This is a genomic window from Kitasatospora sp. NBC_00458, assembly GCF_036013975.1.
Classification (GTDB): domain Bacteria; phylum Actinomycetota; class Actinomycetes; order Streptomycetales; family Streptomycetaceae; genus Kitasatospora.
Genome location: NZ_CP107904.1, coordinates 2,065,049 through 2,085,132, shown reverse-complemented (window position 1 = coordinate 2,085,132; position 20,084 = coordinate 2,065,049). Strand labels below are relative to the sequence as shown.

The following is a 20,084-nucleotide window of genomic DNA, read 5'->3' as shown; positions in this document are numbered from 1 at the left end:
CCGTCGGGGAATACGCTGTCCGTCGAGTCCGGAGAGCCGACTTTGACCGACAGTTAGGAACACCGTGCGCCGCACCGCCGGGTTGCTTCTCACCCTGCCCCTGCTGCTGGCGGTGGCCTGCAGCAGCTCCACCGAACCCGCGAGCCCGGCCACGCCGTCGGCGTCGCCCACCGCCGCGCCCACCGTGCCGACCCCGGTGAACGAGGCCCCGCCGATGCCGACGCTGTCCGGCGGCGGCTTCGGGAGCAAGGCCACCATCACCCTCCCCGAGGGCCAGCCCAGCGGCCAGTTCGTGGTGAACACCGTCAGCGAGGGGGACCGGTCGACCGTCAACAAGGGCGACTGGGTCACGGTCAACTACACCGCGAAGGACTGGACCACCGGCAAGGACCTGCCCAGCTCGTACGACGCGGGCGGCAAGCCGCAGCTCTACCAGGCCGGCAGCGGGCAGCTGGTGCCGGCCTTCGACCAGAGCGTGATCGGCAAGAAGGTCGGCAGCCGGCTGCTGGTGGTGGCCCCGCCGGCCGCCGCGTTCGGCACCCAGGGCAGCACCCAGCTCGGGGTGGGTCCGGGCGACACGGTGGTGTTCGTGCTGGACATCATGGAGAGCCTGCCGCCGGACTCCACGCTCTCCGGCACCATGACGCAGCCGCCGGCGACGATGCCGCAGGTCAAGGACAACGGCAAGGCCGCGGTGACGATCACCGTGCCGCCCGGGCAGGCGCCGCCGACCGAGCTCCAGCAGGCGGTGCTGATCAAGGGCGAGGGCAAGCAGGTCAAGGAGGGGCAGACCCTGGTGGTGCAGTACACCGGGGTGCTGTGGAGCAACGGCCAGCAGTTCGACTCCTCCTGGAGCCACGGCGGTGCGCAGGCGCTGCAGATCGGCACCGGCAGTGTGATCGAGGGCTGGGACAAGGGCCTGGTGGGCCAGAACGTCGGCAGCCGGGTCGAGCTCGTGGTGCCGCCGGCGCTCGGTTACAAGGACCAGGCGCAGGGCGCGGTGCCGCCGAACTCGACGCTGGTCTTCGTGATCGACATCCTGGAGGCCGTGTAGGACGCGTCCTGGAGTCCTCCGCGGCCTGGGAAAGGCCGGAGGGATTCCGTACGCTTGGGCGGGCGCTCGCACAGGGAAGCGCCCGCCCTCATCCTGACCTGTCATACTGCCCTCGCACTGTGGTAGGCGCCGCCGGCGTCCGGGGTCCGGGCGTGCAGTGCGGCAGCACCCGGCGCCCACCACGCCGGCACCGTAGACCTCGAAGACCTCGTGGCGAGATGGATGGGGAGTCATGTCTGAGAAAGCGTCGAGCCCGGGCGGAGCCGGCACCGCGAACGGAAACTCCGCCGGTGACCCGGCAGACTCGCGGCCCGGTGGCCCGCTTCCGGGTGACGGCGAGTCGATCGTCGTACCGCCGTCGATCCTGAAGCAGCAGGCCGGCTGGGCCCAGCCCGGCGAGGCCCCGCGGCCGGCGGGCGGGACGAAGACCGACGACACCCCGCAGATCTTCGCGTCGACCGTGCGCCGCCAGGACACCTCCGAGGCCGGGTACGACGAGAACCCGGGGAACGTCGGGAAGCTGGGTGTGATCCTCGGCACGGTGCTGTCCGTGCTGCTGATCGGCAGCGCCGTCACGCTGTACCTGGTGAACAAGGACGACTCGTCGGACTCCGCCGCCGCCAAGCCGGACGCGGCCAAGAGCGCGCCGGCCACGCCGACCGCCGAGCCGGTCCCGCCGATCAAGGACAGCGCCAAGGTGCTGCCGACCGTCACCGGCGAGTTCGGCAAGAAGGCCACCATCGAGGTCCCCGCCGAGCAGGCGGACGGCAACTTCGTGGTGAAGGTCCTCTCCGAGGGCACCGGCCCCAAGGTCGAGAAGAACTCCTGGACCTCGGTCGACTACACCGGCAAGGACTGGAACACCGGCAAGGACATCCCCTCCTCGTACGACGAGAAGGGCAAGCCGCAGATCTTCCAGGCCGGCACCGACGCGCTGATCCCGGCGCTCGACCAGGCCGTGGTCGGCAAGAAGGCCGGCAGCCGGCTCCTGGTGGTGGCCCCGCCGGCCGCCGCCTTCGGCGCCCAGGGCAACCCGAGCATGTCGATCGGCGCGAAGGACAACCTGGTCTTCGTCATCGACATCCGCAACAGCAACGCCCCGGACTCCGTGGTCAGCGGTACCGTGACCCCGCCGCCCGCGGACTTCCCGCAGGTCAAGGACAACGGCAAGAAGCCGGCCGACATCACCCCGGTGGCCGGCGCGGCCGACCCGACCGAGCTGAAGTCCCACGTCCTGATCAAGGGCGAGGGCCGCAAGGTCGAGAAGGGCGAGAAGATCCTCGTCCAGTACACCGGCGCGCTGTTCAAGGACGGCAAGGTCTTCGACTCCTCGCTGAGCAAGGGCCAGGCGTTCTCGTTCCCGCTCGGCGGCGGACAGGTCATCGCCGGCTGGGACCAGGGCCTGGAGGGCCAGACCATCGGCAGCCGCGTCGAGCTGGTCATCCCGGCCTCGCTGGGCTACAAGGACCAGGCCCAGGGCGACATCCCGGCCAACTCCACGCTGGTCTTCGTGGTCGACATCCTCGACGCCGGTCAGGGCTGATCCACTTTCGGGTGACAATGGTGTGCGTGTGACCTTCGGGCCGGGCCGCGTGGCCCGTGCCCGGACGGGCGGCGGGCGCCCGTACCGTGGTCCGGTAACGGACCGGGGGTGCGGGCGCCCGCCGCTTGGTCATGGACCGAACCAACCGTGAGAAGAGGCACAGTGAGCAAGCCTGAGATCGACTTCCCGGTCGGCGACCCGCCGGCCGACCTCCAGATCCGCGACATCACCGTCGGCACCGGTGAGGAGGCCAAGCCCGGCCAGGTCGTCGAGGTGCACTACGTCGGCGTGACCTTCGCGACCGGCGAGGAGTTCGACGCCAGCTGGAACCGCGGCTCGTCCTTCAAGTTCCCGCTCGGTGGCGGCCGCGTCATCAAGGGCTGGGACCAGGGCGTCGCCGGCATGAAGGTCGGCGGCCGCCGCGAGCTGGTCATCCCGCCGCACCTGGCCTACGGCAACCAGTCGCCGTCGCCGCTCATCCCGGCGGGCTCGACCCTGATCTTCGTGGTCGACCTGCTGTCCGTCTGAGCAGGGCGTGACGCAGGGCCGCACCCCGGGAACGGGGTGCGGCCCCACGCGTTTGCGGACTCGGCTTTTGCACTGCGTACCGCTACCGGTACGGTCGGTCCCGCCGGGTCCCACGACGGCCCGGCGGGCGCACCCCGCGCGCGCGGCGCGGCACACCGGAAGGGTCAGCGATGGCGATCGCCAAGGCAGAGCGGCTGATGAATCTCGCCCTGTGCCTGATGAACACCAGACGTCCGCTCTCCAAGAAGGAGCTGCGGGAATCCATCGAGGCGTATCGCGAGGCCTGGCAGAACAGCAGCGAGGAAGCCTTCAACCGGATGTTCGAGCGGGACAAGGACGACCTGCGCGAACTCGGACTGGTCATCGACGTCGACGAGAACGCCCTCGACGGCGAACTGGGCTACCTCGCCCGCGCCGACCGGAACCGGCTGCCGGAGATCGCCCTCGACGCCGAGGAGGCCGCCGCGCTCACCCTCGCCGCCAGGGTCTGGCAGCAGGCCAAGATGTCCGGCGCCGCCAGCGGTGCGCTGCAGAAGCTCCGCGCGGCCGGCGTCCCGTTCACCGAGACCGAGGGCCGGCCCGCCCTGGAGCCGCGGATCCCGGCCCGGGAGGCCGCGTTCGAGCCGCTGCTCACCGCCGCCCGGGACCGCCGCCCGGTCACCTTCGAGTACCGCAAGGCCGGCGCCGCCGCCGCCGAGCAGCGCAGCGTCGAGCCGTGGGCGCTGGAGTGCTGGCGCGGCCACTGGTACCTGGCCGGCTGGGACCGCGACCGGGAGGACGCCCGGGTCTTCCGGCTCAGCCGGATCACCGGCAAGGTGCGCGCCCGCTCGGGCGCCTTCCTGGGCACCGTGCCCGAGCACGTGGACGTCCGGGCCACCGTCGCCAAGTTCGCCGGCGAGGGGGCCACCGCCACGGCCGTGGTGCGGGTCCGCCGCGGCGCCGGGTTCCCGCTGCGCACCAAGGCGCTCTCCACCCGGGGCTCCGACGGGGGCTGGGACGAACTGGAGATCCCGTACGGCAACGGGCTCGGCGCCGACCTGGCGGAGTTCGGGCCGGACGTGCTGGTGGTCGGGCCGGAGGAGCTGCGGGCCGACGTGATCGACCGGCTGCGCGCGGTGGCCGGCACTGTGGTGGAGGGTGTGCGGGCATGAGCAACGCGATCGACCAGACCCGGCGGATGCTCTCGCTGGTCACCTACCTGCGCGAGCGCCCCGGCGCCGAGGTGGCCGAGGTCGCCCGCGCGTTCGGCATCACCGAGCGCGAGCTGATCGGCGACCTCAACGTGCTGCCGATGTGCGGGACCAGCTTCCGCGGCGGCGACCTGCTCGACATCGACACCGACGGCGAGCGGATCTGGTGGCACAACGTCGACGACGTCGCCCAGCCGCTGCGGCTGGCCGCCGACGAGGCGACCGCGCTGCTGGTGGCCGCCCGCGCGGTGGCCGGGCTGCCCGGTCTGCGGGCCGGCGACCGGGAGGCGCTCACCCGGGCCGTCGCCAAGATCGAGAACGCGGCCGGGGAGAGCGCCGAGGGCAGCGCCCGGGTCGGCGTCACCTTCGAGGCCGAGAGCCACGTCTTCGCCGACATCGACCGCGCGCTCAGCGAGGGCCGGCGGCTCTGGCTGCGCTACTACTCGCACGGGCGCGGCGGCATGACCGAGCGCGAGGTCGACCCGATCCGGCTGCTCACCGAGGGCCACACCTACCTGGAGGCCTGGTGCCGGACCTCCGAGGACCACCGGATGTTCCGGCTCGACCGGGTCGCCGAGATCCGGGTGCTGGACGTCCCCGCCGACCCGCCCAAGCGCGAGCCGCGCGACCTCTCGGGCGGCCTGGTCAACCCCTCGGCCGACGACCCCGAGGTGGTGGTCGAGGTCTCCTCCGGCGGCCGCTGGGTCGCCGAGTACTACACCCACGACCGGGCCGAGGAACTGCCCGACGGCGGGCTGCGGATCACCCTGCGCAGCGCCGACCCCTCGCAGCTGCGCCCGCTCGCACTCCGGCTGGGCCGGGACGGGCGGATCGTCTCCCCGCCGGAGCTCGCCGGGCAGGCGCGCGCGGCGGCGCAGGAGGCGCTGGCCCACTACGGGGAGGGGCTGGTCTGAGCCGTGGAGCCCGGGACCAGATTCAAGGTCTACTGCTCGGAGTGCCGGGAGAAGGTGGAGCTGCCGGTCGAGGCGTTCCGCCTGACCTTCGGCCGGACTCCGGCCCAGACGCACTACAGCTTCGGCTGCCCGCTGTGCGGGGCGGCCGTGCGCAAGCCCGCCGGGGAGAAGATCGTCACGGCGCTGACCGGGGCCGGGGTGCGCACCATGCGGCTGGTGCCGGCCGAGAGCTGAGGACCGCCGGCCGCCGGGCCGTCACGCGGCCGGGGGCGGGGGCCGTGCGGTCGGGGTGCCCGGCGGCGCGGCGGGGGAGCCCCGGCCGGGGACCGGGCGGTGACGGCGGCCGATAGGGTGGGGGCCATGTCCTGGATGCTCGTCGCCGCCGTCCTCGCCGCCACCGCCGGCCTGCTGGTGCTCGGCGTCCTCGCGGTCCGGCTCTGGCTGGACGTGCGGGCGCTGGCCAAGGGAGTGGACACCGCCTCCCGGGCCCTGGCCGAGGCGGCCGGGGAACTCGCGGCCGCGGCGCCCGGACGTTCCTGACCGCCGCGTCCGCCGGGCGCTCCCGTCCGGTCCGCGCTCCGTCCGCGTTCCCTCCGCGCTCCCTCCGGTGACCGTCCCCGCTCCGTTCGGTGACCGCCCGGTCGCCGTCCGGTGGCCGTCCGCACCCGTTCCGCCGGGGCCGACCTGCCCGGATCGTCGGACAGCGGTGCCGGGGGGCTGCTGCACGGGGGTAGGGGCGCGTTACGCTCTCAGATGACCCCTGAGTGCGACGGGGGTCGCTGTCCTGTTCGGGCGGCCGTCGTCACGGTGTCATCCGCAGCGGTTACCATCCCCGCAGCGGGCGGCCCGCCGGTGCCGCCATGACTGAAGGTGGTCGAGCATGCGGATCTCGCCGATCGCGATTCTGGTGGTCGTGGTCATTGCCATTCTGCTCTTCGGCGCCAAGCGGCTGCCCGATCTGGCGCGTTCGCTCGGCCAGTCGATGCGGATCCTGAAGAGCGAGACCAAGGCGATGCGCTCGGACGGCACGGCCGACGCCCCGGGGCAGCCCGCCCAGGCGCAGCCCGCGCCGGCGGTGGCCGACGGCGGTGCGGCCAGGACCATCCAGGCCGCGCCGGGGGCGTCCGCGACCGCCCGGCCGGTCGCCGAGCAGCCCTCGGGACAGTCCGCGGGCGCGTCCGCGGCCGACGGCGGCCGGGCGCACTGAACGCGTCCGGCTGTGACGTCACGCACGCGGTACGCGCGAGGCCCGCGGCGCACGCGGCGCACGCGGAGCACGCGACCACTGGAGGCCCGCCGACCGGCGGGCCTCGACGCACGAGTTGAGGACCGGGGTTGAGCAAGCTCACCAAGGCGCAGAAGGCGCCCAAGGATCCCGAGGGGCGGATGGCCCTCGCCGACCATCTGCGGGAACTGCGGAACCGCGTGGTCAAGTCGGTCCTGGCGATCGTGGTGTTCACGATCGTCGCGCTGATCTTCCACAAGCAGATCGAGTCGTTCCTGCTCAAGCCGCTGCCCCAGTGCACCCCCGACGTCATCAAGGAGACCAAGGGCCGGTGCGCCCAGGTCTCGACCATCGGTCTGACCGCGGGCTTCAACTGGATGCTGAAGGTCGCCCTGACGGCGGGTGTGGTCGCCACCGTGCCGGTCTGGCTGTACCAGCTCTGGGCCTTCGTGGCGCCCGGTCTGCACAAGCACGAGCGCAAGTACACGGTCATCTTCATGACGTGCGGCGCGCCGCTGTTCCTGGCGGGTGTCGGCCTGGCGGTGCTGCTGCTGCCGATGACCATCGAGGTGCTGATCTCGTTCACCCCGGACGACACCACGCCGATCCTCCCGCCCGGTGACTACTTCGACATCGCCACCCGGCTGGTGCTGGTCTTCGGCCTGGCCTTCGAGTTCCCGCTGCTGCTGGTGATGCTCAACATGGTGGGCGTCGTCACCGGCAAGCGGCTGCTCGGCTGGTGGCGCGGCATGGTGATGGGCATCACCGTCTTCGCCGCCTTCGCCACCCCCAGCGCCGACCCGCTGAGCATGCTGGCGCTGGCCGCGCCGATCTGGGGCCTGTACTTCATCGCGGTGGGCATCGCGATGCTGAACGACCGGCGCAAGGCCCGCCGCAACCCGGACCTCGCCCTGGACGACGAGGAGGCGTCGAACCTCGACCTGTCGGTGGCGCCGGTGGCCGGGGCCGAGGCGATCGAGGCCTCCGGCACGCCGAGTGCCTCCGCGGCCGTGCCGGCCGCCCGGCACGAGCAGATGGACGACATCACCTGACCGGTCGCACGGATCACCCCGGAAAGCCCCGACCTGCCGTTTCACGGCGGGCCGGGGCTTTTTCGCGGCCGGGCCGGTTTCCCCGGCGCGACGGGCGGGGCGGTCTTGGCACCATGGATGGAATGTGACATATTACTGCCGTGTCCCACTCCCAGAGACTCCTCCCCGACGTCGTGGTGGTCGGCGCCGGTGTCGTCGGCGCCGCCTGCGCGTACTACGCCGCGCGGGCCGGCCTCGCCGTCACCGTCGTCGACCGCGGCCCGGTCGCGGGCGGAACCACCGGCGCCGGCGAGGGCAACCTGCTGGTCTCCGACAAGGAGCCCGGCCCCGAGCTCGACCTCGCGCTGTACTCCACCCGGCTCTGGCGCGAGATCGCCGACGAGCTCGGCACCGCCGTCGAGTACGAGCCCAAGGGCGGCCTCGTGGTCGCCGCCACGCCGGCCCGGCAGGACGCCCTGCGCGCCTTCGCCGCCGCCCAGACCGCGGTGGGCGTCGCCTCCGAGGAGATCCCCGGCGAGCGGCTGCGCGAGCTGGAGCCGCACCTCGCCCCCGGGCTGGCCGGCGGGTTCCTCTACCCGCAGGACGCCCAGGTCCAGCCCGCGCTGGCCGCCGCCCACCTGCTGCGGGCCGCCCGCGCGGCCGGCGCCCGGCTGTACACCGGCGAGACCGTCCGGGCGGTCCGGCTGGGGACCGGCGGCGAGGTGCTCGGCGTCGAGACCGACCGCAGGCGGCTGGACGCGCCCGCGGTGATCAACGCCGCCGGCACCTGGGGCGGCGAGCTCGCCACGCTGGCCGGCGTCCACCTGCCGGTGCTGCCGCGGCGCGGCTTCGTCCTGGTGACCGAGCCGCTGCCGCGGATCGTCCGGCGGAAGGTCTACGCCGCCGACTACGTCGCCGACGTGGCCAGCGGATCGGCCGCGCTGCAGACCTCGGCGGTGGTCGAGGGGACCCCGGGCGGACCGGTGCTGATCGGTGCCAGCCGCGAGCGGGTCGGCTTCGACCGGACCCTCTCGGTGGAGGTCGTGCACCGGCTGGCCGCGCAGGCGGCCGCGCTGTTCCCGGTCCTGGCCGGGGTGAACGTGATGCGCGCCTACCGGGGGTTCCGGCCGTACCTGCCCGACCACCTGCCGGCGATCGGAGCCGACCCGCGGGTGCCGGGGCTCTACCACGCCTGCGGCCACGAGGGCGCCGGAATCGGGCTGGCCCCGGCCACCGGGCTGCTGATCGCCGGGCAGCTCACCGGCAAGGAGCCCGAGCTGGACCTCGCGCCGTTCCGCGCCGACCGGTTCCCGGTGGCCGATGGCCCCTCGTGACCCGGGCGGAGCGCGGTCCGCGCCCCGCACGGCGCCCGCGCGCGCCGGGGCCGTGGTGTCCGCGTGCCCCCGCACGCCGCCCACCCGCACCGGTACGACGGCGCCCGCGCGCCCCAGGATGAGCTGAACGGAGAACCCACCCATGCGCCGTACCCCCGCCGACCTGGTCCGGGCCGAACCCGGGCCCGCGCACACCATCGAGTTCGACGGGCGGCCCGTGCCCGCGCTGCCCGGGCAGACGATCGCCGCCGCGCTCTGGGCCGACGGCGTCCTCGCCTGGCGCACCACCCGGGTCGGCGGGAAGCCGCGCGGCGCGTTCTGCGGGATCGGCGCCTGCTACGACTGCCTGGCCACCGTCGACGGGCAGCCCAACCAGCGCACCTGTCTGCTGCCGGCCGAGCCCGGTACCACCGTCACCACCCAGGAGGGCCACGGCCGTGCCGACCTCGCCGTCTGAATCGCCCGGAGCCGCGGGATCCCCCGGGGTCCAGGGATCCCCCGCGACCGCGGGGGCGCCGTACGACCTCGCGGTGATCGGCGCCGGCCCGGCCGGCCTGGCCGCCGCCGTGACCGCCGCCGACCTCGGGCTGCGCTGCGCCCTGCTCGACGCGGGACAGCGCACCGGGGGCCAGTACTACCGCCACCCCGCGCCCGGCCTCGGTGCCACCCGCCCGGACCGGCTGCACCACGGCTGGTCCGTCTACACCGGCCTCGCCGGGCGGCTCGACGCCCACCGGGAGTCCGGGCGGGTCGACCTGCTCTCCGGCCACCAGGTCTGGGCGCTGGAGCGCGCGGGGGAGCGGGACTGGCGCCTGCACGCCACCACCGGCCCCGCCGCCGACGACCGGGCCACCGTCCGCGCCGCGGCCGTGCTGCTCGCCACCGGCGCCTACGAGCGGCAGCTGCCGTTCCCCGGCTGGACGCTGCCCGGCGTGGTCACCGCCGGCGGTGCGCAGGCCATGCTCAAGTCCGGCCTGGTGCTGCCCGGCCGCAGGATCGTGGTGGCCGGCAGCGGCCCGCTGCTGCTGGCGGCGGCGTCCTCGCTGGTCACCGCGGGGGCCGAGGTGCCCGCGGTGGTCGAGGCCACGAACTACCTCGGCTACGCCCGGCGCCCCGGTGTGCTGGCCGCCGTCCCGGCCAAGCTGGTCGAGGGCGCCGGGCACGGCAGTGCGCTGCTCCGGCACGGCGTGCGGCTGCGCCGCAGCAGTGCGGTGGTCGAGGCGCACGGCACCGACCGGGTCACCGCCGTCACGGTGGCCCGGCTGGACGCCGAGTGGCGGCCCGTGCCCGGCACCGAGCGGCGGATCGCGTGCGACGCGCTCGCCGTCGGGCACGGCCTGCTGCCGCAGATCGAGCTGGCCACCGAGCTGGGCGCGGCCACCCGGACCACCCCCGACGGCACGGCCGCGCTCAGCGTCGACGCCCGGCTGCGGACCACCGTGCCCGGGCTCTGGGCGGCCGGCGAGACCTGCGGCGTCGGCGGTGCGGACCTCGCGATCACCGAGGGCGAGCTGGCCGCGCACGCGGTGGCGGACCGGCCGGTGCGCAGCGCGCTGCTGCGGCGGCGGTCCCGGCTGCGGGCCTTCGCCGAGCTGATGGCCGCCTCCCACCGGCCCGGTCCGGGCTGGACCGGGTGGCTGCGGCCGGACACCGACGTCTGCCGCTGCGAGGAGGTTCCGGTCGACCGGATCCGGGAGGCGGTGGAGGAGCTGGGTGCGGGCGACGCGCGCACCGTGAAGCTGCTGACCAGGGCAGGGATGGGCTGGTGCCAGGGCCGGATGTGCGGTCCGGCGGTGGCCTGTCTGGCCGGGGCCGGGGCGGGCACCGGTGACGGTTCCGGTTCCGGGGCCGGTCCGGAGGAGGTGCGGCCCGACAGCCGCCCGTTCGCCTGCCCGGTACCGCTCGGGCAACTCGCGGCCGAGCGGCACCCGGACGGGCCGGGGGGTCCCGCCTCCTGAATCCGCCCGGGGCTCGACCCGCCCGGGTCCGAACCCCGCGGGTCCGAACCCTGGATCCGAACCCCTGGATCCGAACCCCTGGGTCCGCCCCGCGCGGGTCCGGATCCGCCCGGGTTCCAACTCGCACGGCGGGGACTCTTGTCTCCGTCGCGCGAACTCTAATAAAATGTCACACCTCACCAAGGAGAAGCTGTGTCCCACACCCCGCACGACACCACCCGGCCCTGGCGCGGCATCATGGTCGCCACCACGATCCCGCTGCGCGAGGACCTCTCCGTCGACTACGACGCGTACGCCGACCACGTCCGCTGGCTGATCGAGTCGGGCTGCGACGGCGTCGTCCCCAACGGCTCGCTCGGCGAGTACCAGACCCTGACCGCCGAGGAGCGCGCCAAGGTCGTCGAGGTCGCCGTCGAGGCCGCCGGTGACGGCTCCCGCGTCATGCCCGGCGTGGCCGCCTACGGCAGCGCCGAGTCCCGCCGCTGGGCCGAGCAGGCCGCCGAGGCCGGCGCCGGCTCCGTCCTGCTGCTGCCGCCCAACGCGTACCGGGCCGACCACGAGGCCGTCCGGGCGCACTACGCCGAGGTCGCCAAGGCCGGCGTGCCGATCGTGGCCTACAACAACCCGATCGACACCAAGGTCGACCTCGTCCCCGCGCTGCTCGCGCAGCTGCACGGCGAGGGCTCGATCGTCGCGGTCAAGGAGTTCAGCGGCGACGTCCGCCGGGCCTACGAGATCGCCGAGCTGGCCCCGGGCCTCGACCTGCTGATCGGCGCCGACGACGTGCTGCTGGAGCTGGCCCTGGCCGGCGCGGTCGGCTGGATCGCCGGCTACCCGAACGCGCTGCCCGCGGCGAGCGCCGAGCTCTACCGGGCCGCCGTCGCGCAGGACCTGGAGACGGCCCTGCCGCTCTACAAGTCGCTCCACTCGCTGCTGCGCTGGGACTCCAAGACCGAGTTCGTGCAGGCCATCAAGCTCTCCATGGACATCGCCGGCCGCCCCGGCGGCCCGGTGCGCGCCCCGCGCCAGCCGCTGACCCCGGAGATCGAGGCTGCCGTCCGCGCGGCCACCGAGAAGGCGCTGGCCGACGGCCACAAGTAGCCACTCCGCAGTTCCGGTGTCCGGGACGGCCGGCTGCGGCGGCAGCCGGCCTCCGGCCCCACCACCCACCCCCACCCCACGGAGCGTCACCAGATGCGCAGCCGCCACGTCTTCCACGCCGTCGACTCGCACACCGAAGGCATGCCCACCCGGGTCGTCACCGGCGGCTTCGGCGTCATCCCCGGCGCCACCATGGCCGAGCGCCGGGTCCACTTCCAGCAGCACCTCGACCACTTCCGCACCCTGCTGATGTACGAGCCCCGCGGCCACGCCGCGATGAGCGGCGCCGTCCTGCAGCCGCCCACCCGGCCCGACGCCGACTTCGGGGTGCTCTACATCGAGGTCTCCGGTCTGCTGCCGATGTGCGGGCACGGCACCATCGGCGTCGCCACCGTGCTGGTCGAGACCGGCATGGTGCCCGTGGTCGAGCCGGTCACCACCGTCCGGCTGGACACCCCGGCCGGCCTGGTCGTCGCCGACGTGGCGGTCGAGAACGGCGCGGCCACCGCGGTCACCATCCGCAACGTGCCGTCCTACTCGGAGGCGCTGGACCGCAAGATCGAGGTCCCCGGCTACGGCACCGTCGGCTACGACCTGGCGTACGGCGGGAACTTCTACGCCATCCTGCCGCTCGCCGAGTTCGGGATCCCGTTCGAGCGCGAGCGCAAGCAGGACATCCTGGACGCCGGACTGGCCCTGATGGACGCGATCAACGGGAGCCCGGACCGGCCGGTGCACCCGGAGGACCCGTCCATCCACAGCTGCCACCACGTCCAGCTGCTCGCCCCCGGCTCCACCGCCGAACACTCCCGGCACGCCATGGCCATCCACCCCGGCTGGTTCGACCGCTCACCCTGCGGCACCGGCACCTCGGCGCGGATGGCGCAGCTGCACGCGCGCGGCGAGCTGCCGCTCGGCCGGGACTTCCGCAACGACTCCTTCATCGGGACGACCTTCACCGGCCGCCTGGTCGAGGAGACCGAGGTGGCCGGCCGGCCGGCGGTCGTCCCCACCGTCACCGGGCGGGCCTGGATCACCGGCACCGCCCAGTACTTCCTCGACCCGAGCGACCCGTTCCCGGCCGGCTTCCTGCTCTGAAGCCGCCGCACCACCCGCTGAACCACCCGAAGGGCTGCCTGCTGTGACGATCCGTTCGTACAACCCCGCCGACCCCGCGGACCTCGTCGCCGAGGCGCCCGCCCCCGGCGCCGAGGCCGTCGAGGCCACCGTCGCCCGCGCCCGCGCCGCGCAGCCCGGGTGGCTCGCGGCCGGAGCCGGCGGCCGCTCGGCCGCGCTCACCCGGATCGCGGACGCGGTCGAGGCGCACGCCGAGGAGCTGGCCGCGCTGGTCGTGCGCGAGGTCGGCAAGCCCCTCGCCGAGGCGCGCGGCGAGGTGGCCCGCACCGCCGCGATCTGGCGGTACTACGCGCAGGCGCCGTACGCGGCCTCCGGCGCCGTGCACGAGACCGCCGGCGGCCCCGGGCTGCTGCTCACCCGCCGCCGCCCGTACGGGGTGGCCGGACTGATCACCCCGTGGAACTTCCCGCTGGCGATCCCCACCTGGAAGGCCGCCCCGGCGCTGGCCGTCGGCAACACCGTGGTGCTCAAGCCGTCCTCGGAGGCGATCGGCTGCGCCCGCCGGCTCGCCGAGCTGGTCGCCGAGGCCGGACTCCCCGAGGACGTCTTCACCGTGCTGCCGGGCGGCGGCGCCGAGGGCGGGACCCTGGTCGGCGCGGCCGACGTGGTCTCCTTCACCGGCTCCACCGGCGTCGGCCGCCAGGTCGTCCGGACCGCCACCGAGCGCGGCATCCCGGTCCAGGCCGAACTCGGCGGGCTGAACGCGGCGCTCGTCCTGCCGGACGCCGACTTCGACCAGGCCGCCGCCCACCTGGCCGCGGCGATCGCCGGGTACGCCGGCCAGAAGTGCACCGCCACCAGCCGGGTGATCGCCGTCGGCGAGGCCTACGAGCCGCTGCGCGCCGCGCTGGTCAAGGCCCTCGCGCAGGTGGACGACGCGGCCTGCGGGCCGGTCATCAACGCCGCCTCGCGGGACCAGATCACCGAGGCCCTCGCCTCCGCCCGGGAGGCCGGCGCCGAGGTGCTGACCGGCGGCGGCGTGCCGGACCGGGCCGGCTGGTACCTCGACCCGACGCTGGTCGCCGACGTGCCGGACGGGCACCCGCTGCGGCGCGAGGAGTTCTTCGGCCCGATCGCCGTCCTGCACGCCGCGGCCGACCTGGACGAGGCGATCGCGCTCGCCAACGACACCCCGTACACGCTGGCCGCCTCGGTGCACACCCGCAGCCTGGACGTCGCGCTCGCCGTCGCCGACCGGCTCGACGCGGGCATGATCCGGGTCAACGCGCCGTCCAGCGGCGTCGACTTCCACCTGCCGTTCGGCGGCGCCAAGGGCGCCAGCCACGGCGCGCGGGAGCAGGGCCAGGCGGCGCTCGACTTCTACACCCAGGGCCGCACGGTCACCCTGCTGCCGGCCGGCGGTGCCTGATGCCGGTCGACCACGTCGACACGGTCGACTACCACACGGCCGGCGAGCCGTTCCGGATCGTGGTCGGCGGAGCCCCGGTGATCCCGGGCGACACCGTCGCCGAGCGCCGGGCGATCGCGATCGGCGCGGGCGGCACCGCCACCTCGCCCCGGCCCAGCACGCTGGACGAGGTGCGCCGCCTGCTCACCCGTGAACCGCGCGGGCACGCCGGGATGTACGGCGGGTTCCTGGTGCCGCCGGACGACGACGAGGCCGACCTCGGCGTGCTCTTCTGGCACAAGGACGGCTACTCGACGGCCTGCGGCCACGGCACCATCGCGCTCGGCGCCTGGGCGGTGGACTCCGGGCTCGTCGCGGCGCCGGAGTACGGCGTCGCCCGGGTGCGGATCGACGTCCCGTCCGGCCGGGTCACCGCACTGGTGCACCGCAGCGGCGGGCGGACCACCGGGGTGACCTTCCGCAACGTGCCCGCCTGGGTGGGCGAGCTCAAGCTCCCGGTCGAGACCTCGCGCGGCACCGTCGAGGTGGCCGTCGCGCACGCCGGGGCCTGCTACGCCTCGCTCCCGGCTGCCGCGCTGGGGCTCTCGGTCACCCTGGAGCAGCTGCCCGAGATCACCGCGGCCGGGCGGGAGATCCAGGCCGCGCTGGCCGACTCGCCCGCCGTCCGCAACCCCGTCGACCAGCGGCTCTCGGGCGTCTACGGCGTCATCCTGTACGACGAACTCCCCAGCGAGGACGGCGGGTTGAACCAGCGGAACGTCACCGTCTTCGCGGACGGGCAGATCGACCGCTCGCCGTGCGGCTCCGGCACCTCGGCCCGGCTGGCCGTGCTCGCCGCCGAGGGCCGGCTCGCGCCCGGGCAGCAGCTGCGGCACGAGTCGATCGTCGGGACGGTGTTCGACGGGCGGGTCCTGGCCGGCGGCGACCCGTGGGGCGACGGCGTGGTCACCGAGGTGACCGGCACCGCCCACCGCACGGGCGAGCACCGCTTCCTGCTCGACCCGCAGGACGGGCTCGGAACGGGGTTCCTGCTGTGACGGACGACCTCGGAGGGACCCCCGTGCCGCCCGGCGCGGAGGCCGAGCCGCTCCGGTCCGCCGCGCCGGGCGACGGCCGGGCGGCGCAGGCCGGTCCGGTCGAGCCGGTCGGCCAGGGCGTCGTCGAACTGACGCCCGCCCAGGCCGTCGCCGCGATCGAACGGGTGCTGCTCGACGGCCTGGACCCGGAGGCCGGGCCCGCCCGCTCGGCGATGCCCGTCCCGGCCGGCGAACTGCTGCTGATGCCGGCCGCCTCCGCCGCGTACACCGGCGTCAAGATCGCCGGAGTCGCACCCGCCAACCCGGCCGCCGGACTGCCCCGGATCACCGGCAGCTACCTGCTGCTCGACGGTCCCACCCTGCAGCCCGTCGCCCTGCTCGACGGTGCCGCGCTCACCGCGCTGCGCACGCCCGCCGTCACCGCGGCCGCGCTGCGCCGGCTGGCCGCGCCGGACGCCGCGCACCTCGTCCTGTTCGGGGCCGGTCCGCAGGCGTACGGGCACCTGGACGCGCTGGTCGACGTCCTGCCGCTGACCCGGGTCACGGTGGTCGCCCGCAGCGAGGGCCCGGCCGAGGCGCTCGCCCAGTACGCCCGGGCGCTCGGCCTCGCCGCGGCCCTCGGCACGCCGGCCGACGTGGCCGACGCGGACGTGGTGGTCTGCTGCACCACGGCGCGCACCCCGCTGTTCGACGGCGCGCTGGTGCCGGACCGGGCGGCGGTCGCGGCGGTCGGCTCGCACGAGGTGGACGCCCGCGAGGTGGACGAGGTGCTGGTCGGCCGGTCCGCCCTGTACGTGGAGGCGCGGTCCGCCGCCCTGCGGGAGGCCGGCGACCTGCTGATGGCGGGCGTCACGGCGGCCGACCGGCCGGCCAACCTGGCCGAGCTGGTGCGCGGCGAGGCGCCGGTGCCGACGGACCGTCCCCGGTTCTTCAAGAGCGTGGGGATGGCCTGGCAGGACCTCGCGGTGGCGGCGGAGGTGCATCGGCGCGGTTCGCGCTGATCCCCGAACGGGGTCCCGGGGGTCTGGCGCTCCCCGGGGCCCGGACCCGGTGGACCGGGCGTGTCCGGTGCGGCCGGCGCGCCCGGTGCACCGGGGGCGGGGCGACCCGCCCCCGGAGGGTCCTGGTGAAGGGGCCCGGGTGCCGCCGCCGGTCCGGTGGTGGCGGCACCCGGGCCCGTTCATGCGGGAACCCGGTCGACCGCTCTGCGGTGGGGCCGGGGCTGCGGCCGACGAGCTGGGAGGGATCCCCGGCGACGTCGGCCGCTTTCGCGTGTCCGGGGCCGGTCGGCGGAGTGGGGCCCGCGGTCGGGCGGGGTCGGTCGGCGGAGCGGGGGAGGGGCCGGTCGGGGGCGGGGTCCGGTTCGGGCGGTCGCCGCCGCCCCCCGGCTACCGGTAGGTGGCGATCAGCCGGGCCAGGTGGCGGCCGGTGAGGTGGAGCGGCTCCTCGCTGCGGGCCACCTGGGCGGCCAGCTCCGCGCCCTCCAGGGTGTTGATGACGGTGGCGGCGAGTTCGCGGGCGTCGGTGAGGCCGATCCCGGAGCCGTGCAGCTTCTCCTCGACGACGGCGCGCCAGTGGGCGAACGCCTCGGCGACGGCCTCCTCGATGACCGGTACCCGGCCGACCGTCTCCAGCGCGGTGGTGGTGATCGGGCAGCCGTCCTGCCACTCGGACTCGCGCAGCGCGTCGGCGAGCAGCCGGGTGCAGGCGACGACCGCCTCGGCCGGGTCGGCCGTGCTGTCCAGCCCGGCGCGGAGCAGGTCGGCGAACTCCTGGTCGCCGTGGCGGATCGCCTCGGCGGCCAGCTCCTGCTTGCCGCCCGGGAAGAAGTGGTAGACGGAGCCGAGGGTGGCCTCCGCCTCGCGGGAGATCTGCTTGATGCCGGTGCCCTCGTAACCCTGGCGCTGGAGCAGTCGGGAGGTGGCCCGGACGATCCGCTCACGGGTGCCGGTGGTGGTCGTCTTCACGGCGCGAGTCTAGCCGATCGATAAATAGAGCGTTCGTTCCAGTGCTGTGCTAGCTTCCTTCCTGGATAGAGCGTTCGTTCTAGCGAGCCCTTCGGAGGGGACTTCCATGCCTGCCGCCGCACAGCACACCGAGCACACCGAGAAGCACGTCGAGCACGTCGAGGACGTCGAGAAGCACGCCGAGGGCGTCGAGCGCACTGAGCGGGCCGGGTCCGGGGCGGGCGCGGCCGGGCGATCCGTCACCCTGATCGGCCTCGGGCCGATGGGGCGGGCGATGGCCGCCGCCTACCTGGACGCCGGGTACGCCGTCACGGTGTGGAACCGGACCGCCGGCCGGGCCGACGACCTCGTCGCCCGCGGCGCCGTCCTCGCGCCGGGCGCGGTCGAGGCCGTGGCCGCCAACGACCTCGTCGTGCTCAGCCTGACCGACTACGACGCGGTGTTCGACGTCCTCGCCGCCGCCGGACCCGCCCTGCACGGGAAGACCGTCGTCAACCTCAGCTCGGACACCCCCGAGCGCGCCCGGGAGGCGGCCCGCCGGCTCGCCGAACACGGCGCCGCCCACCTCACCGGCGGCGTACAGGTGCCGCCCTCCGGCATCGGGAAGCCGGAGTCGGCCACCTTCTACAGCGGCCCGGTCGAGCGCTTCCGGGAGCACCGGGCCGCCCTGGAGGTGCTCACCGGCGCCGACTACCGGGGCGACGACCCCGGGCTCGCCCAGCTGTACTACCAGATCCAGATGGACCTCTTCTGGACCTCGCTGGCCGGCTACCTGCACGCCACCGCCGTCGCGGAGGCCAACGGCATCTCGGCCGAGGAGTTCCTGCCCTACGCCACCTCGACGGCCGCCTCGATGCCCGGCTTCCTGGCGTTCTACGCCCCCCGCATCGCCGCCGGGCACCACGCGGGCGACGTCGACCGGCTCACCATGGGCCTCGCCAGCCTCGAACACGTCCGGCACACGGTGGAGGCCTCCGGCGTGGACGGCGCGCTGCCCCGGCTGCTCGCCGACACCTTCCGGCGGGGCGTCGAGGCCGGGCACGGCGGGTCCAGCGCGACCAGCCTGATCGGGCTGTTCAAGGGAGCCGGAACGGGGGATCCGGCCGGAGAGTGACGCGGTCGGGGGCCGCCGACCGTTGCCACCGGTCGGCGGCCCTGTCACGATGGGGCCCGGCGCGGGATCCGGTCGCCGACGGGCCCTCCGAATCACGGACTGTTGCACACTCAACGTAACGTGACATTGTACGCTGGTGTTCTGCACCCACTCGGAGGAACACCATGGCCGACCTCAAACCCCGCACCCTGATCTCCGTCCAGGAGAGGCTGCGCGACCAGGTCGCCCACGCGCTCCGCGCGGCCCTGATCTCCGGTGAACTCCGCCCCGGAGTGGTCTACTCCGCGCCCGCGCTCGCCGCCGACTTCGGCGTCTCCGCCACCCCCGTCCGCGAGGCCATGCTCGACCTCGCCCGCGAGGGCCTGGTCGAGGCCGTCCGCAACAAGGGCTTCCGGGTCACCGAGCTGACCGAGCGGGACCTCGACGACTTCACCGAGATCCGCGCCCTGATCGAGGTCCCGACGATCGGCCGGGTCACCCGCTCCGCCACCGCCGAGCAGCTGGAGGCGCTGCGCCCGCAGGCCGAGGCGATCGTCGTCGCGGCCGGCAAGCACGACCTGATCGGCTACCTGGAGGCCGACCGCCAGTTCCACCTCGACCTGCTCGGGCTGGCCGGCAACGCCCGCCTGGTGGAGGTCGTCGGGGACCTGCGCAAGCGCTCCCGCCTCTACGGCCTCAACCGCCTCGCCGAGCGCGGCGAGCTGGTGTCCTCGGCGGAGGAGCACCTGGCGCTGCTCGACCTGATGATCTCCGGTGACGCCCCCGGCGCCGAGGACTGCATGTCCCGCCACCTCAGCCACGTCCGCTCGCTGTGGGCGGAGGGCCAGGAGGAGGCGGCGGAGGAGGCCCGTCCGGCGCTTCGGCTGCGGGCGCGGTAGGGGAGTCGCCCGTTCGGGTGAGTTGCGGTGATCGGGCCGGGGGAGGGCCCCCGGTCCTACGATGATGTTCCCGACATCGGCAGCGAGGAGGAACTCCGTGTCCGCCGCCACCGTGGAAGGACCCGTGGAGCAGCCGAGCCTGCTCGAAGTGGCCGAGCTGATCTCCGACCAGTTCACCGGCTACCGGGTCGAGATCATCGGGAGCCAGATCACCGTGACCCCGCCGCCCGACATGCAGCACGGCCGATCGCTGACCCGGCTCATGCGCCGGCTGTTCGCGGCAGGTCTGGACGGCGAGGAGACGGAGGTCTTCCAGAACGTCGGGATCTGGCTGCCGGACGGGCCGTCGGACTTCGCCGTGCCCGACCTGGCGATCCTCGACGCGAACAGCGACGACCACCTCGTCGAGCACAACTGCTACGACCCGGTGGTCTTCCGGCTCGTCGTCGAGGTCACGTCGTCGAACCTGGGTGACGACCTCAAGAAGAAGCCCGCCGCCTACGCCTCCGCCGGGGTCCCGGTCTACGTGATCGTGGACCGGACGAACCAGCGGGTCATGGTGCTCACCGACCCGCAGGGCGGGGACTACCGCGTGCACGCCGTCCACCACCCCGGGCAGTCGTTCACGCTGCCCGAGTCGATCGGGGCACCGGTGACGCTGTCGGTGGACGACGTGCTCGCGGCCAAGAAGTAGCGGCAGCCGG

At 74.6% G+C, this 20,084-nt stretch carries 21 protein-coding genes; 20 read left to right on the top strand and 1 reads right to left on the bottom strand.

Annotated features, from left to right (window positions below; all coding sequences use genetic code 11):
• The first annotated feature begins 64 nt into the window (after nucleotides 1–64).
• From OG550_RS07840 to OG550_RS07760, 17 genes are all read left to right on the top strand, one after another.
• Nucleotides 65–1,054: an FKBP-type peptidyl-prolyl cis-trans isomerase gene (locus OG550_RS07840; RefSeq protein ID WP_327675943.1), complete on the top strand. Its 990-nt coding sequence runs from the start codon at nucleotides 65–67 to the stop codon at nucleotides 1,052–1,054.
• A gap of 232 nt (nucleotides 1,055–1,286) precedes the next feature.
• The gene (locus OG550_RS07835; RefSeq protein WP_327675942.1) at nucleotides 1,287–2,597 is read left to right on the top strand and encodes an FKBP-type peptidyl-prolyl cis-trans isomerase; all 1,311 of its coding nucleotides are present in this window, start codon (nucleotides 1,287–1,289) and stop codon (nucleotides 2,595–2,597) included.
• 147 nt (nucleotides 2,598–2,744) lie between these two features.
• Entirely contained in the window at nucleotides 2,745–3,125 is a 381-nt protein-coding gene (locus OG550_RS07830) for an FKBP-type peptidyl-prolyl cis-trans isomerase (RefSeq protein ID WP_327675941.1), read from the top strand.
• 170 nt (nucleotides 3,126–3,295) lie between these two features.
• Nucleotides 3,296–4,276: a helix-turn-helix transcriptional regulator gene (locus tag OG550_RS07825; protein ID WP_327675940.1), complete on the top strand. Its 981-nt coding sequence runs from the start codon at nucleotides 3,296–3,298 to the stop codon at nucleotides 4,274–4,276.
• Complete coding sequence (locus OG550_RS07820) at nucleotides 4,273–5,229, top strand: helix-turn-helix transcriptional regulator (RefSeq protein ID WP_327675939.1); 957 nt, start codon at nucleotides 4,273–4,275, stop codon at nucleotides 5,227–5,229. The genes OG550_RS07825 and OG550_RS07820 overlap by 4 nt, the downstream gene beginning before the upstream one ends.
• Before the next feature lie 3 nt (nucleotides 5,230–5,232).
• On the top strand, nucleotides 5,233–5,463 hold the full coding sequence (locus OG550_RS07815) for a hypothetical protein (RefSeq protein WP_327675938.1): 231 nt from the start codon (nucleotides 5,233–5,235) through the stop codon (nucleotides 5,461–5,463).
• Nucleotides 5,464–5,589: 126 nt separating this feature from the next.
• Nucleotides 5,590–5,769 (top strand): hypothetical protein, encoded by a 180-nt coding sequence (locus tag OG550_RS07810; protein WP_327675937.1) that lies wholly within the window; start codon nucleotides 5,590–5,592, stop codon nucleotides 5,767–5,769.
• A gap of 340 nt (nucleotides 5,770–6,109) precedes the next feature.
• Nucleotides 6,110–6,436 (top strand): Sec-independent protein translocase subunit TatA, encoded by a 327-nt coding sequence (gene tatA, locus OG550_RS07805; RefSeq protein ID WP_327675936.1) that lies wholly within the window; start codon nucleotides 6,110–6,112, stop codon nucleotides 6,434–6,436.
• A 179-nt stretch (nucleotides 6,437–6,615) separates the two neighbouring features.
• Complete coding sequence (gene tatC, locus OG550_RS07800; protein WP_442906137.1) at nucleotides 6,616–7,506, top strand: twin-arginine translocase subunit TatC; 891 nt, start codon at nucleotides 6,616–6,618, stop codon at nucleotides 7,504–7,506.
• A 140-nt stretch (nucleotides 7,507–7,646) separates the two neighbouring features.
• The gene (locus OG550_RS07795) at nucleotides 7,647–8,819 is read left to right on the top strand and encodes an NAD(P)/FAD-dependent oxidoreductase (RefSeq protein WP_327675934.1); all 1,173 of its coding nucleotides are present in this window, start codon (nucleotides 7,647–7,649) and stop codon (nucleotides 8,817–8,819) included.
• A gap of 142 nt (nucleotides 8,820–8,961) precedes the next feature.
• Entirely contained in the window at nucleotides 8,962–9,276 is a 315-nt protein-coding gene (locus OG550_RS07790) for a (2Fe-2S)-binding protein (protein ID WP_327675933.1), read from the top strand.
• Nucleotides 9,257–10,777: an FAD/NAD(P)-dependent oxidoreductase gene (locus tag OG550_RS07785; protein WP_442905954.1), complete on the top strand. Its 1,521-nt coding sequence runs from the start codon at nucleotides 9,257–9,259 to the stop codon at nucleotides 10,775–10,777. Before OG550_RS07790 ends, OG550_RS07785 begins: the two co-directional genes overlap by 20 nt.
• A 237-nt stretch (nucleotides 10,778–11,014) precedes the next feature.
• Nucleotides 11,015–11,878 (top strand): dihydrodipicolinate synthase family protein, encoded by an 864-nt coding sequence (locus tag OG550_RS07780; protein WP_442906136.1) that lies wholly within the window; start codon nucleotides 11,015–11,017, stop codon nucleotides 11,876–11,878.
• 93 nt (nucleotides 11,879–11,971) lie between these two features.
• Nucleotides 11,972–12,976 carry a proline racemase family protein gene (locus tag OG550_RS07775; protein WP_327675930.1) on the top strand — a complete coding sequence of 335 codons (1,005 nt, stop codon included), beginning with the start codon at nucleotides 11,972–11,974 and terminating at the stop codon, nucleotides 12,974–12,976.
• Between the two features lie 34 nt (nucleotides 12,977–13,010).
• Entirely contained in the window at nucleotides 13,011–14,384 is a 1,374-nt protein-coding gene (locus tag OG550_RS07770) for an aldehyde dehydrogenase family protein (protein ID WP_327683730.1), read from the top strand.
• Nucleotides 14,384–15,421: a proline racemase family protein gene (locus tag OG550_RS07765; protein WP_327675929.1), complete on the top strand. Its 1,038-nt coding sequence runs from the start codon at nucleotides 14,384–14,386 to the stop codon at nucleotides 15,419–15,421. The genes OG550_RS07770 and OG550_RS07765 overlap by 1 nt, the downstream gene beginning before the upstream one ends.
• On the top strand, nucleotides 15,418–16,422 hold the full coding sequence (locus OG550_RS07760; protein WP_327675928.1) for an ornithine cyclodeaminase family protein: 1,005 nt from the start codon (nucleotides 15,418–15,420) through the stop codon (nucleotides 16,420–16,422). Before OG550_RS07765 ends, OG550_RS07760 begins: the two co-directional genes overlap by 4 nt.
• 387 nt (nucleotides 16,423–16,809) lie before the next feature.
• On the opposite strand, the gene OG550_RS07755 is transcribed toward OG550_RS07760, so the two are convergent.
• A complete protein-coding gene (locus OG550_RS07755) occupies nucleotides 16,810–17,388 on the bottom strand; it encodes a TetR/AcrR family transcriptional regulator (protein ID WP_327675927.1) in 579 nt (192 codons plus the stop codon).
• Between the two features lie 106 nt (nucleotides 17,389–17,494).
• Here OG550_RS07755 and OG550_RS07750 point away from each other — a divergent pair, with 106 nt between their 5' ends.
• From OG550_RS07750 to OG550_RS07740, 3 genes are all read left to right on the top strand, one after another.
• On the top strand, nucleotides 17,495–18,502 hold the full coding sequence (locus OG550_RS07750; protein ID WP_327675926.1) for an NAD(P)-dependent oxidoreductase: 1,008 nt from the start codon (nucleotides 17,495–17,497) through the stop codon (nucleotides 18,500–18,502).
• Nucleotides 18,503–18,666: 164 nt separating this feature from the next.
• On the top strand, nucleotides 18,667–19,380 hold the full coding sequence (locus OG550_RS07745) for a GntR family transcriptional regulator (protein ID WP_327675925.1): 714 nt from the start codon (nucleotides 18,667–18,669) through the stop codon (nucleotides 19,378–19,380).
• Nucleotides 19,381–19,477: 97 nt separating this feature from the next.
• On the top strand, nucleotides 19,478–20,074 hold the full coding sequence (locus tag OG550_RS07740) for a Uma2 family endonuclease (RefSeq protein WP_327675924.1): 597 nt from the start codon (nucleotides 19,478–19,480) through the stop codon (nucleotides 20,072–20,074).
• Nucleotides 20,075–20,084 lie beyond the last annotated feature (10 nt).